This is a genomic window from Acidovorax sp. SRI_002, assembly GCF_057586455.1.
Window position 1 is genome coordinate 258,014 of record NZ_JBYCZW010000007.1, and the last position, 13,363, is coordinate 271,376.

The 13,363-nt window shown below is 67.4% G+C and carries 8 protein-coding genes; 3 read left to right on the forward strand and 5 right to left on the reverse strand.

The annotated features are described in order from the left end of the window. Nucleotides 1-46: 46 nt before the first annotated feature. From AC2YJX_RS20490 to trhO, 3 genes are read right to left on the reverse strand one after another with little or no spacing between them, the layout of a single operon-like run. Nucleotides 47-1,255 carry a GGDEF domain-containing protein gene (locus AC2YJX_RS20490; protein WP_487257173.1) on the reverse strand — a complete coding sequence of 403 codons (1,209 nt, stop codon included), beginning with the start codon at nucleotides 1,253-1,255 and terminating at the stop codon, nucleotides 47-49. Between the two features lies 1 nt (nucleotide 1,256). Beyond that, nucleotides 1,257-1,919: a glutathione S-transferase gene (locus AC2YJX_RS20495; protein ID WP_487257174.1), complete on the reverse strand. Its 663-nt coding sequence runs from the start codon at nucleotides 1,917-1,919 to the stop codon at nucleotides 1,257-1,259. Between the two features lie 47 nt (nucleotides 1,920-1,966). Next, nucleotides 1,967-2,968: an oxygen-dependent tRNA uridine(34) hydroxylase TrhO gene (trhO, locus tag AC2YJX_RS20500; RefSeq protein WP_487257131.1), complete on the reverse strand. Its 1,002-nt coding sequence runs from the start codon at nucleotides 2,966-2,968 to the stop codon at nucleotides 1,967-1,969. A gap of 92 nt (nucleotides 2,969-3,060) precedes the next feature. Here trhO and AC2YJX_RS20505 point away from each other — a divergent pair, with 92 nt between their 5' ends. Beyond that, the gene (locus AC2YJX_RS20505) at nucleotides 3,061-4,692 is read left to right on the forward strand and encodes an HD domain-containing phosphohydrolase (protein WP_487257132.1); all 1,632 of its coding nucleotides are present in this window, start codon (nucleotides 3,061-3,063) and stop codon (nucleotides 4,690-4,692) included. Between the two features lie 75 nt (nucleotides 4,693-4,767). On the opposite strand, the gene AC2YJX_RS20510 is transcribed toward AC2YJX_RS20505, so the two are convergent. Next, complete coding sequence (locus AC2YJX_RS20510; protein WP_228895018.1) at nucleotides 4,768-6,762, reverse strand: sensor histidine kinase; 1,995 nt, start codon at nucleotides 6,760-6,762, stop codon at nucleotides 4,768-4,770. Next, nucleotides 6,749-7,465, reverse strand: a complete 717-nt coding sequence (locus AC2YJX_RS20515) for a response regulator transcription factor (protein ID WP_228895020.1) — start codon at nucleotides 7,463-7,465, stop codon at nucleotides 6,749-6,751. Before AC2YJX_RS20515 ends, AC2YJX_RS20510 begins: the two co-directional genes overlap by 14 nt. Before the next feature lie 167 nt (nucleotides 7,466-7,632). Between AC2YJX_RS20515 and AC2YJX_RS20520 the strand changes: the two genes are divergently transcribed. Together AC2YJX_RS20520 and AC2YJX_RS20525 are read left to right on the forward strand one after the other, a co-directional pair. After that, nucleotides 7,633-10,482, forward strand: coding sequence for an IPTL-CTERM sorting domain-containing protein (locus AC2YJX_RS20520; RefSeq protein ID WP_487257133.1), 2,850 nt, complete (start codon nucleotides 7,633-7,635; stop codon nucleotides 10,480-10,482). 90 nt (nucleotides 10,483-10,572) lie between these two features. Continuing rightward, nucleotides 10,573-13,326 (forward strand): IPTL-CTERM sorting domain-containing protein, encoded by a 2,754-nt coding sequence (locus AC2YJX_RS20525; RefSeq protein WP_487257134.1) that lies wholly within the window; start codon nucleotides 10,573-10,575, stop codon nucleotides 13,324-13,326. The last annotated feature ends 37 nt before the right edge of the window (nucleotides 13,327-13,363 follow it).

A 13,363-nucleotide genomic window follows, 5' to 3' on the forward strand; every position in this document is an offset into this window, starting at 1 on the left:
CATGGCAGGTCTTCACGCTGAGAATCCAGGTTTCGGGAGCATTCGATCAGGTGGTCGCAGAGGCGCCAGCGCCTGGCAATGGTGCGATATGAGCGAATGCATGGGCCTTCTCGATCCGGTTGCGCCCAGCTGCCTTGCCCTGGTAAAGCGCGACATCGGCAGCCCGCAGGGCCTTCTCCAAGGCGTGGCCGTTGGCGAACCGGGGTGACACACCAATGGTGACGGTGCAGTGCAGCGGTTTGTCGTGGCCGCTCACGTGAATGGCCTGTTCTTCGACCGCTGCGCGCAGTCGTTCTGCCAACTGCACGACGCCGACATCATCACTGTCGAGGCAGACAGCCACAAACTCTTCTCCTCCTATGCGGCCCGTCAGGTCGCCTCGGCGCACGGTGGTGCGCAGCACATCTGCAACATGGCGCAGCACGGTGTCGCCAGCCTGGTGTCCGTAGGTGTCGTTGATACGTTTGAAGTGGTCCACGTCCAGCAGCAGCAAGTAAGCGGGCGCGACGTTGTGGAGGTTGAAGTGTTGCTCCAGCGCTTCTGAAAGCCCCCGGCGATTGAGCAGTTTCGTCATGGGATCGCGCGCCGCCATCTGGCTCAGATCATCGGTCAGGCGCCGGAACACCAGCCAAATCATGAAGGGTGGCACCACCGTCGCCAGGGACGACATATAGATGTAGAACACCATCTGAAAGCTGCTGTCCATGTGCAGCACTTCCAGTCCGCCCTGGAGTAGCCTTATGAACTTGATTGCGTTCAGAATGCAGATGCCACTGATCAGGAGCGCGAAAAATGCCATTTCGCGGTACAGGTGCTTGGCGAATGTGCGAACACCATAGAGTGCCGCGAGCGTCATGACCAGGAACAGCAGCGCAGACATCCCGGACAGCATGGCGTAGCGGGCGACCGGCCCCAAGCTCCACTGAATCAGTGCCTGTGCGGCGGAGTAGGCGAGCACAAATGCCGCCAGCGGCCGCCACAGCGGCGCGGGAAATCCAAAGAACCGCATGACCCCGAGGCCATAGGTGATCGGGGCCGCCAGGGTGAGGGTGTGGTTGACCACGCTCATCATGCTCCAGGCCGGGCCGCCTTCCACCAACTGCAGCACATAGGCAAGCCCCAGCAGCAAGTTGCCCATGGCAAAAAAATCCATGCCCATCTTCTTGCCCTGCAAGCGCTTGCTGATGAGCAAAAACATCACCGCAAAGCACAGCAGGTGAGCGCACAGCATGCCGACGAGAACAGACCCCACCATGTCAGCGTCCTTCGGAGTCTGGCAGTGCGGTGTCGGCCCCAGGCGCGAGCCTCTTTGCCGGATGCGCAAACAGCACACCCTCTGTCCCATCCACCCATGCGGGTAGCTTGTGCATCACGCTGGCCAAAAGATCGCTGGCCTGCCACTGCGCCAGCCAGGCTTGCAGGCGGGGCCAGGGCTGTGCGGCCCACCAATCGGCATCAATGCCTGCAAACTGCCGTACAAAAGGCGCAATCGCCATATCGGCCAGGGCCGCATGGGTGCCGAACAGATAGGGCTGGTCCGGCCAGAGACGCGCCTCCAGCCCCCCCAGCCAGGCCACGGCGCGGGCGCGTTCTGCATTCGTGTCGGCATCGGGGTAGCGGCTGGGATATTTGCACCGGTCCAGCGCCTGCTTGAACGGGCCATCGCATTCGGCAATCAGCGCCAGCATGGCCTGCAGATTGCCGTGGCTGGGGATGAGCCAGCCCTCGGGGTCGTGCTGCGCCAGCGCCCACAGCATGATCTCCAGGCTCTGCTCCAGCACCTGGCCAGTCGGCAGCACCAGCACGGGCACAGTGCCCTTGGGGGAGGCGTGCAGCAGGCCCTGTGGCTTGTTGCGCAACACCACCTCGCGCAGTTCGCAGGCCTGGCCACTGACAGCCAGCGCCAGCCGGGCGCGCATGGCGTAGGGGCAGCGACGAAAGGAATAGAGGACGGGCAGGGCAGCGCTCACGCGGAGTCGTCCTCGCGATCATTTTTTTCGTCGCTGGAGCTGAATCGCGCTCGGTTGCCCGGTTGCCGCGCGCCGATATGCGCTTGCCCGCGCTGATCCGCCAGGTCCATCTGGCGTTGCCGCTCTGCCAGCGCGCGTTCCTGCTCGGGTGTGCGCGTGCCGTGGCAATACGGGCAGCTCACGCCGCGCACGTAATGCGGCGACTGCAGCTCGGCCTCGCCCAGTGGCATGCGGCAAGAGCGGCACAGTTGGTGGTGCCCCGGAGCCAGGCCGTGGCCCACCGACACACGTTCGTCAAACACGAAGCAGTCGCCATGCCACAGGCTGTCTTCTTCGGGCACGGTTTCCAGGTATTTGAGGATGCCGCCTTCCAAGTGGTACACCTCGTCAAAGCCCTGCGATTTGAGGTAGGCGGTGGATTTCTCGCACCGTATGCCGCCCGTGCAGAACATGGCCACGCGCGGGTTACCCGCCAGCACGCCGCCGGGCTGCGACTGCTGCGCCACCCAGGCCGGGAACTCGGCAAAGCTCTTGGTGTGGGGGTTGATGGCGCGTTCAAACGTTCCAATGCCCACTTCGTAGTCGTTGCGCGTGTCCACCACCACCACGCCGGGGTCGTCGATGAGGGCGTTCCAGTCCTCGGGCTTCACATAGGTGCCCGTGTTGCGCGCGGGGTTCAGGCCCGGCACTCCCAGGGTGACGATCTCGCGCTTGAGGCGCACGCGCATGCGGTAGAACGGTTGGCGGTCGGTGGGGGCTTCTTTGTGCTGCAGGTTCGCAAAGCGGGCATCGCTGCGCAGCCAGGTGAGCACGGCCAACACATCGGCGGGTGCACCCGCAATGGTGCCGTTGATGCCCTCGGGCGCCAGCAGCAGCATGCCGCGCACGCCGCGCTCGTCGCACAGTGTCTGCAGGGGCGCGCGCAGCGTGGCGCAGTCGGGCAGATCGACAAACTGGTAAAGCGCAACAGTGAGAAAGCGAGGTGTGACCGAATCCACGAAATGGGGGAGAGAGCGGAAAAGAAGGGGTGATGATAGCGGTCACTTTTCGTTACGATGCAAGCGTCTCCAACATGCGCCCGAGGTGTTTTATGGCCCAAGAACCCTCCCTCAACCTGTTTCGCCGCCTGGAGCAGCTCAACGGTATTGGGGCTGCGCTCTCCCGCGAGCGCAACATCGACCGCCTGCTGGAGAACATTCTGGAGGCTGCCAAGGCCATCACGGGCGCGGACGGCGGAACGCTCTACAGCGTGACGGAGGACGGGAAGTCGCTCAAGTTCGAGATACTGCGCACCGACTCGCTGGACATTCGCCTGGGGGGCACCACGGGCAAACCCATTGATTTTCCGCACCTGCCGCTGCGCAACGCAGATGGCAGCCCCAACGATTCGCTGGTGGCCGCGTATGCCGCCATCCACGACCGCACGGTGAACATTGCCGACGCGTACAGTGCCGAGGGGTTTGATTTTTCAGGCACCCGCAGTTTCGATGCGCGCACGGGGTACCGCTCGCAATCGTTTCTGACCGTGCCGATGAAGAACCACGACCACGAACTGATCGGCGTGCTGCAGCTCATCAACGCGCGGCAATGGGAGACCGGCGAGGTCACCACGTTCTCCGAGGCCGACCAGGGCCTGGCCGAGTCGCTGGCCTCGCAGGCTGCCATTGCCCTCACCAACCGCTTGCTCATCACGCAGCTGGAGCGCCTGTTCGAGTCGTTCGTGAACCTGATCAACCTGGCCATTGACGAAAAGTCGCCCTACACCGGTGGCCATTGCCAGCGTGTGCCCGCCCTCACCATGATGCTGGCCGAGGCGGTGAATGCCACCAACCAGGGGCCGCTGGCGGGCTTTCGCATGAGTGACCGGGACCGCTACGAACTCAAGATGGCCGGCCTGCTGCACGACTGCGGCAAGATCACCACGCCCGTGCACGTGGTGGACAAGGCCACCAAGCTGCAGACCCTGTACGACCGCATTGGGCTGGTGGACACGCGGTTTGAAGTCTTGAAGCGCGATGCCGAGCTGGCCGCACTGCGCCGCCAACTGGCGCTGCGCCCGGTGGTGGATGCGCGTGCCGAGGGGCAGGAGCTGCAAGCCCTGCAGCACGAAATCCACACACTGGAAGAAGACCGCGAGTTTCTGCGCCGCTGCAATACCGGCACCGAGGCCATGCGCCCCGAGGACCAGCAGCGCGTGCGTGACATCGCCGCCATGCGGCACTGGCGCAACCCACAGGGGGTGCAGACAAGCTTCCTTACGGCCGAGGAGGTGGAGAACCTCACCATCCGATCCGGCACCCTGAACCAGGCCGAGCGCGACACCATCAATTACCACATCGTTGCCACCATCAAGATGCTGGAGACGCTGCCCTGGCCACGGCACCTCAAGAACGTGCCGGAGTATGCGGGCGGCCACCACGAACGCATGGACGGCAAGGGCTACCCGCGCGGCCTTACACGTGACCAGATGTCGCTGCAGGCCCGCATGATGGGCATTGCCGACATCTTCGAGGCGCTGACAGCGGCTGATCGGCCCTACAAGAACGGTATGACCTTGTCAGATGCGATTGCCATCATGTGCAGGATGCGCGACAACGGGCACATCGACCCGGACCTGTTCGAGGTGTTTGTGCGTGAGGGGGTGTACCTGCGCTACGCGCGGGACTTTCTGGAGCCCGGGCAGATGGACGTGGTGGACATCGCGGCGCTCGGCTTCTCCTGACTGAAATGCTACTGAGTGGATCGCTGCCAAGCCCAGTGCACTGGCCACTGACCGGGTTCGCAGGGTCGAGATGCCTCATGGCTTGTGCAGCGGCAGCCACAGCGTGAAGCGCGAACCGCAGCCCTTCCCCAGCGCCCCCCAGGTGTCCCACGAACACTGCGCGCCCAGCGCCAGTGCGCGGCTACGCACGTTGGCCAGGCCCCTGCGCGCGGGCGGTAGCGCATCGGGTGGGGGCGCGGTGAAGGGGGTGCCGTTGTCCTGCACGCACACCTGCACGCCGGGCACACCTCCGCGCACCGATTCAGCGGTGCCGAGCGTGATCTCCATCGCGCCGCTGTGCTTGAGGATGTTGGTCAGCACCTCCTGCAGGATGCGCAGCACATGCAGCGCGCTCTGCGAATCGAGCCAGGGCAGGGGCGGCACATCGTCCACCTGCCAGCGCAACGCCAGGCCAGCGCCCTCTAGACGGGGGCCCAGCCGGAAGCGCAGGCGCGCAAGCAGGGCCAGCAGGTCGGCGTCCACAGGCTCCAGCGAGTCGATGGACAGCTTCAGGTCGTCGATGCACTCGCGCAGCACCGGCGCCACGTCCAGGCGCGCGGCGGGCTCGTTCTCCACCAGCCGCAGCGCGCTCATCAGTGACGAGCCCACGCCGTCGTGCATCTCGCGCATCAGGCGCTGGCGCTCTTGGAGCAGCGTCTGTTCGCGCTCGGCGGCGCGCAGCCGCTCGTGGGTTTCGCGCAGTTGCTGTTCTTGCGCGGCCAGGCGCTCGGCCTGCACGGCATTGGCCAGCTCGGCCGCGCCCAGCGCGCGCTGGTAGCGCGTGAAGGCCACCCACAGGAACATGGTGAGCACGCCCATGTAGGCATAGGGGGTGAGGTAAATGTGCTCGATGCTGATGAGATACCGCTGCATCGCCAGGTCATGGAACGCCATCGGAAACGACAGCGCCACGGCGCCGCACAGTAGAACGTTGGCCCCCGTGCGGTGCGTCCACGCGCCGCGCGCCGCCACATACAGCACCACCACCCCCGGCGGGAACAGCGCCAGGCGCAGCAGCGGAAGCATCGCCTCGTGCCTGAGCCCCCACAACGGCAGCGCTGCAGCCGCCACCAGCCAGCAGTAGGCCATCAGCGCCCGTGCCAGCCGGGGCCTGTGCCAGCCCTGCATCTGCCGCAGCAGCAAGAAAGAACACACCGAGGAGCCCAGTGACCCCACCAGCGTGAGCCAGGAGAACCAGGCGTCGGGCACGGCCAGGCCTTCCTCGTCCACCAGATAGAACAGCGTCGCCAGCAGGTGCGCCACCGACAACAGGAAGAACAGCAAGTAGCCTGCTTCCTCGCGCCCCTCGCCATGGCCCCGCGCCCGCCGCATCAGCCACACCATCAGCGCCAGCACGCCCAGCACCAGGTAGGCGCCCCGCAGGTAGGTCACCAGGCCGGTCTGCAGCAGCTCGCGCAGCCGCCAGGCTGGCCGCAGCGCCTCAGCCGGTCCGGCCCACACCGAGGACAGCGCCCCGCCCACGCCCGGCAGGCTGGCCATGCGCACGTGCAGCTGCGGCGCTGCACCCGCTTGGTCTAGGCCCTTCAGATCCAGCCATACCGGGCGGTTGAAGCCGTTCCACACGCGGCTGCCGCGCGTCTGCCATGCAAGGCGTCCGTTGGCATACACGGCCACCGTGCCCACCGTCTGCCAGCGCGGGATGTACAGGCGCATACCCTGCGGAGTGCCGTGCGGCAGCGCGTTGGCGGGCACGCGCAGGCGGTACCACTGCACTTCGGGCGGCGCGCTGGCCTGCTCGGCGCTGGACGCGGTGCTGCGCGGGCGAGCATGGGGCAGGGCCACGGCGGCCCAGGGCGTCGCGGCGTCCAGCACCGCATCGCCGGATGCGTGCAGCGAAGGCGGTGGCGCCCAGTCGCCGCTGGGCGAAGACCAGGTCTCGGCCTGCAACAGGTGCACGGCCTCTGCGGCGTGCGTGCACGGCACCAGCATCATCACCAGCAGCAGCACCAACGGCATTGCCAGCAGCCGCCAACGCCGCAGCACCCGGCGCGCCGCCTCAGTCGGCCGCATGGATCCAGCCCTGGCGCGCTGCGGCGCTCACGGCCTCGGCCTGCGTGGTGACCTGCAGCTTGGCATATACGCGTCGCACAAAGGTGCGCACGGTGTGGCGCGAGACGCCCATTGCGCGGGCGACCTCGTCCAGCGTATGGCCGCGCGCCACTAGGCGCAGCAGTTCGGCCTCGCGCGCGGACGGGGGTGCGCTTGCGCCCAGGCCTGCGCCCGGCGGCGGGGGCGGCGCCGCCGCCAGCGCGGGCTGCGTCTGGCGCAGCAGCAACAGCTTGCGCGCCACCATGGGGTTGATGGGGCTGCCGCCTGCGTGCAGGCTGCGCACTTCGTCCACCACGGCGGTGGCGGGCAAGTCTTTGAGCAAATAGCCCATGGCACCGGCGGCGATGGCATCCAGCACGTGCACCTCGTCGCCGAAGATGGTGCTGACCATGGCCGCCGCCTGCGGCCAGCGTGCCCGCAGCGCGGCCAGCACGTCCAGCCCGCTGCCGTCGGGCAGGCCCAGGTCGAGCAGCAGCACGTCCAGCGGCGCGGCGTCGTCCTGCGCCAGCGCGGCCATGGCCTCGGTGCGGCTGGAGGCCGTCCACGCCAGGCGCATGTCGCTGGCGCCTTGCAGCGCGTGGGCCAGGGCGGTGCGGCAGGCGGCGTCGTCCTCGACCACGGCGACGCGAACGGGGGTGGAGGCAATGGAAGAAGGCGGTGGCATGCACCGATGCTGCCACAGCCGCTGGGCACGGGCATGTCGCCCAAAAGGGGGACATACGAAACCGCCCCCTGTCCCTAGCATCCGGGTCACGCGCTGGCTTTGCTGGCTTTTTGCTATTGAAGTTATAGCTGTCAGCGCTTGATCAGAAAGCGATAGAGGCTAAAAATATGCTCAAAAATGTCCTTCACACCCCGCTCATGCACCGGGCCTGGTTGCGCGCGCGCAGCGCGGTGGCGCTGGGCGCGCTGGCCATGGTGCTGCTGCTGCAGGCCTGCAGCGTGGCCCAGCCGTCGTGGATCGAGGCGCCCCTGGTGGCCGACGGAAGCACCACCGGCGCGGGCTATGCGCCCCACGGCACCAGCCTGCCAGTGAGCGAGGGGGCCAGCGCGCAGTTGAAGTTCTCTTATGCCACCTTGCCAGACGGTGCGCTGACCAAGTTGAATGTGGACACCGACAACACGGTTGCCACCGTAGGCCATGACAGCTATACGCTCGACGCCGGCAAGGTGGTGCGCGCACGGCTGGTGCTGTATGTCGACAAGGTGACCACCTCGGGCTACATCGCCATCTTCGGTGCCTACCAGGCCGGGGGCGCAGACTGCTTTGCGCACGAGGGCACGGCTCCCGCCTGCGACCTGCAACTGGCCAGCGCCGTCGGTGGGCGCGCCACCGATGCGGACCGGCCGACGCAGCCCTTGCGCATTACCGAGCGCGGCTTCTACAGCTTCGACGTGACCGAGCTCGTCAAGCACCGGCTGGCGCAGGGTGTGGAATCGATGCTGCGCGTGGAAGCCGCGCAGGACACCGATGGTTCCTACGGCAGCTTCGAGTTCGCCAGCCGCGAGCAGCCGGTGGGCCAGGCGCGCGTGCTGCACCAGGCGCAATTGCTGATCACGCTGGAGGGTCTGGCGGGCATCAGCAGCAGACCCTATGCCTCCACCAGCGTGCGTCAGTCGTCCACCGACCCGACCGTCGCCGCGCAGGACTTCCGGCAGGACGAAAACCTGTGGCTTGGCGGCGCGGCAGGGGACCGCGCCTATGCACTGTTGCAGCCGCAGCCGCTCGAAGTCGGCTTTCCGCTGCGCCAGGTGCTGTTCAGTACGGGTTCGATGGCAGGCAAGCAGTCGCTGGTCATGCATGTGAACGGGCCGGTGCTGGACCAGACCACGCCGCAGCCGCAGGTGCAGGTCTACGGGCGACGCAGGTTCAACGTGAGCGGTCAGGTGGTGCGATCGTGGAACGACGGCTGGGCGGAGCCGCCGGGCGCGGACCTCATCGCCACGGCGGCACTGGACCGCAGCGCGCCTCGCCAGACTGTGGTCGCCGATACCACCGATCGCTATATCGACACGCTGGCCAGCGCGTACAACGGCAACCGCAACCAGGACTTTGCGGCGGCCGTCACCACCAACGTGCAATCGCCGATAACGCTGGACAGCAGCCGCAACACCCGCACCGGGCATGCGCCGCGTTTCATCACCGTCATCAAACCTGAGAAGGACGTGTGGCGGTCACCCTTCGACTTCGACAAGGACGACAGCACACATGCATTGAGCCTGTGCCTGCAGTACACGGGCAGCGCGGGCACGTGCCACAGCGCGCTGTCGCTGCGCGCCCGCCTCGGGCAGCCGTTCACCAGCTCGGGCCGTGTCATTGTCATCGGGCCCTGGGCCGACACCGCAGCCGGCGGCCATGTACCCTATGCGGCAGACATCGACCTTGCTCTGCCCCAAAGCGGCGCCAGCGCCCAAGTGCCCGCCGACCTGGGCCCCCAGAGCCTGTCGGGCGACATGGCCAGCTACATTGGCTACGGCATTCACGAAGCCAGGGCCAACCGCGTGGTGGGCACGTACCGCGGCATCGTGAGCATGGCGGGACACAACCTGCGCACCGCCATCGACTTCGAGAACCTGCCGCTGCCCTTGCCGTCGCTGAGCGGTCCGGCCCGTGTGGAGACGGCGCCTGGCGCCACCGTGGTGGCGGTCGGTGCCGGTGCGCCGCAGCCCTTCGTGCTGGCCGTGGCCGACCCGGTGGGCCAGAACATCGACGACACCACGCGCTGGATCATCACCAGCAGCAACCCCGCCGACTCCCTACCCGGCGCCATTCAGCAAAGCGACGGCAGTGTGCCGTTCGCCGTCACGTTCTCGGGTGTGGGCCCGCGCACGCTGACCGTCACCAGCAGGGGCGACGCCGGCATCACCGCAACGTTCGCCGTCAACGTGCTGCATGGCGCGCAACTGGGCCAGTCCATCAGCTTCACCACAACACCTGCAGCGTTCGCCAAGGTGGGCGGGACCTATCTGGCGGCGGCCACGGGCGGCGGATCGGGTCTGCCGGTCACGTTCAGCCTCGACACGGCCGCATCCACGCCGGGTGCCTGCACGGTGGCGGCAAACGGCGCGGTGGCCTTTACCGGCGCCGGTACATGCTCCATCCAGGCCGACCAGGCGGGCAACGCTGTCTACGCCGCAGCCACCCGGGCGCGGCAGAGCTTCACGATCGGCTCCGCGAGCTTCAGTGGTCCGACAGTGCCCTCGAGCGGCGGGGGCAGCTCAGGGCCGGCCAGCGCCAGCCTGTCGGGCGGCGGCGAGACCTGCCAATTCGATACGACGGCCACCCGCTTCACTGCCGCCACAGCTGCCCCGCCGGGGCAGGGTGCACCGCAAGGCATGTTCGTCTTCCGGCTCGTGGGCTGCACGCCGGGGGCCACCGTGACCATCACCACCCATTGGCCACAGCCCGTCACCGTGTTCGCCAAGTACGGCAAGGCCGCGAGCAATGCTGTCAGCGCCAGTTTCTTTGCGCCGTCCAATCTGGTCATCAGCGGCAGCACCGTGCACTTTAGCGTGACCGACGGCCAGCTAGGCGACGACGACTGGACGGCGAACGGTGTCATTTTGGACCCGGTGATGCCGCTGGCTGCCGCGCACAACATCCCCACGTTGAGTGAATGGGCCCTGTTGCTGCTCACTTTGCTGGTGGGCGCCCTGGCGTGGCGCCAAGCCAGGTTCTAAGGAAAATTGCGCTTCAGCGCTTATCTGATCTAATTAATAAGCTATCAAATAATGAGCAAAAACGTCTTGATTCGTTGGATGCGAATGGGAATGGCATCGCTGATGCTCTCCGCAGCGCCGCTGGCCTGGGCGGCCACTTGGCAGGTAAACCGGGTGGACGACCCCGCCAGCGGCAGCGCGGCCCGCTGCGCGCCCGGCAATGCGCATACATGCAGCCTGCGCGATGCGATCGCGGCCGCGCAGCATGGCGACACCGTAGCGTTCGACGGCGCGGTGTTTGCGGCGCCGCAGGTGCTGGCGGTGGGCAGGCCGCTGGTCATTGCCCGCGCCATCACGCTGCGCGGCCCCGGCGCCAGCCTGCTCACCCTCGACGGCCAGAACGCGGTGCACCTGCTGGAGGTGAATGCTGGCACGGCCAGCGCGGGGGTGCCAGTGAGCGGACCGGTGCATATCAGCGGACTGGCGTTCGCCAACGGCACGACGGCGGTGGACGGTGGCGTAAACATGAACGGAAACTCCGGCTCGGTGGGCGGTATCGCCAATTGGGGCACGCTCACGCTGGACGACGTGAAGGTCACGGGCATGTGGGCGGGCAACGTAGGCGCGGGCATCGGCAACGGGCCCGCGGGCAGGCTCACGATCGTGCGCAGCGAGGTCAGCGGCAATTCCACCGGCTGGCGCGGCGGCGGTATCTACAACTCACCCAACGGCGTGATCACCATCGACCGCAGCACCATCGCCAACAACACGGTGCGTGAAGGCGAATTTGGGCACAGCGGGGGTGGTGTGGCGTCGTATGGTGCGCTCACCATCGACCGCAGCACCCTCTCCGGCAACCAGGTGTTCTCGTCCGCATGCCATGGCAACGTGTGCGGCGGCGGCGGCATCGCGGCATCGGCGCTGACGATCAGCAACAGCACCATCTCGGGCAACCGCGCCCACAGCACCGTGGGCGGGGACGGCGGGGGCATCGCTCTGGCCGTCTTCAACGGAACGATCACCGTGCGCAACTGCACGTTCGCGGGCAACCGCAGCGGCGCCAAAGGCGGCGCATTCCGCTCGTCGGACGACTTCAGCATCAGCAACAGCACCTTCACCGGCAACACCAGCGATGGCGATGGCGGCGCCATCAGCGTAGGCTGGATCGGCGGCTCGAGCGTGGCGCGCATCGACAACAGCACCATCGTGAACAACGTGGCAGGGGGCTTGGGTGGCGGCATCCACATCCCATCCTCGGGCAGCACAGTGCCGATCGTGCAGTTGTTCAATTCCATCGTGTCCGGCAACGCCATCCAGAGTTACCTGACGGACGTCTATGGCAGCGACGTGGCGGATGACGACCTGGCCGTCGACCACTGGAACGTGATCGGCGCCCCAGCCTCAGGCGTGGGTGGCCTCTACCTGCAACCGCTGGGCGACTATGGTGGCCCCACGCAGACCATGCCGCCGGGAGGCCTCGCCAGCAGAGCCTGGGCCGCCTCCCGCTATGCCTCAGGCGAACCCGCCACCGACCAGCGCGGCGTGGCCCGGCCCGCCACGGTGGGCGCGGTCGTCGACGCCGGGGCGGTGCAGGTCAGCACGACGCTGCCATCCATCACCGAGCTGGACCCCGCCAAGGGGCCGCCCGCTGGGGGCTACGCGGTTACCGTCAGGGGCTTCAACCTGTCGGGCGGCACGCTGAATTTTGACGGGACGCCAGTCAGCGCCACGGGCTCGATCACCCATGCGGACGGTTCGATGAGCCTGACCGCAGCCGCGCCGCCCGGCACGGCGGGCAGCACCGTGCGCGTGCGCTACACCGTGGGGGCAAACGCCAGCCCCGACGTGCCGGAAGACGACTTCACCTACACGTCGCAGGCCATTAGCTTCACCACCATGCCGCCGAGCCCCGCAGTCGCGGGCAGCACTTACACCGTGGCGGCCACGGGCGGCGCGTCGGGCAACGCGGTGGTGTTCAGCACGGTGGGCCCTTGCACGGTGGCCGGCCAGGTGGTCAGCTTCAACGGCGCAGGCACCTGCACCATCTACGCCGACCAGGCGGGCGATGCGGTTTATCCCGCCGCGCCCCGCGTGTCGCAAAGCACAGCGGTGGTGCAGGCCGGCCAGGTGATCGCCTTCACCACCACGCCGCCCAGCCCCGCAGTGGCGGGCAGAACCTACACCGTGGCGGCCACGGGCGGCGCGTCCGGCAACCCCGTGGTGTTCACCACTGCGGGCGCTTGCACGGTGGCGGGCCAGGTGGTCAGCTTCAACGGCGCGGGTACTTGCACCATCTACGCCGACCAGGCAGGCAACGCCCACTACGCTGCCGCCGCGCGGCAGCAGCAAGCGTTTGCCATCGTGGCACTGCTCAAAACGTTCACTGGCACCACCTTGCCCGCCAGCGGCGCGGGCGGCCCGGCCAGCGCCAGAATTGGCAACGATGGCGGGGCGCTGTGCCAGTTCGATCCAGCCGCCACGGCCTTCGAGGCCGCCACGCCGCCTCCTGGCCGGGTGGCGCCGCAGGGCGCGTTCCGCTTCAGGCTGATCGGCTGCGACGCGGGTGCCACGGTGCGCGTGACCACCACCTGGCCGCAGCCGGTGGCGGACTTCGTCAAGCGCACCGGCAGCGGCCAGTTCATCGTGCCTGCGAGCGTGGGCCTGGGCAGCACCACCGTGGGCTTTGACGTGACCGATAACCAGCCTGGCGACGACGATGCTGCGCCCGGCGTGATCGCCGACCCGGTGATGCCGCTGGCCGCCGCCGCCCTGCAAGCGATCCCCGCGCTGTCCCCCTGGGCCCTGCTGCTGCTGGGAGTGATGGCCGGGGCGCTGGGCATGGTGGCGCAGCGGCGCAGGGCTTGATTGCTCCTCAATTAATAGCTGTTAACGCTTATGGGTA

Bases quoted from the DNA above. Each gene is read 5' to 3' on its own strand.
- AC2YJX_RS20490 (WP_487257173.1), bottom strand. From the start codon at position 1,255: ATGGTGGGGTCTGTTCTCGTCGGCATGCTGTGCGCTCACCTGCTGTGC.
- AC2YJX_RS20495 (WP_487257174.1), bottom strand. From the start codon at position 1,919: ATGCGCGCCCGGCTGGCGCTGGCTGTCAGTGGCCAGGCCTGCGAACTG.
- AC2YJX_RS20505 (WP_487257132.1), top strand. From the start codon at position 3,061: ATGGCCCAAGAACCCTCCCTCAACCTGTTTCGCCGCCTGGAGCAGCTC.
- AC2YJX_RS20510 (WP_228895018.1), bottom strand. From the start codon at position 6,762: ATGCGGCCGACTGAGGCGGCGCGCCGGGTGCTGCGGCGTTGGCGGCTG.
- AC2YJX_RS20515 (WP_228895020.1), bottom strand. From the start codon at position 7,465: ATGCCACCGCCTTCTTCCATTGCCTCCACCCCCGTTCGCGTCGCCGTG.
- AC2YJX_RS20520 (WP_487257133.1), top strand. From the start codon at position 7,633: ATGCTCAAAAATGTCCTTCACACCCCGCTCATGCACCGGGCCTGGTTG.
- AC2YJX_RS20525 (WP_487257134.1), top strand. From the start codon at position 10,573: ATGGCATCGCTGATGCTCTCCGCAGCGCCGCTGGCCTGGGCGGCCACT.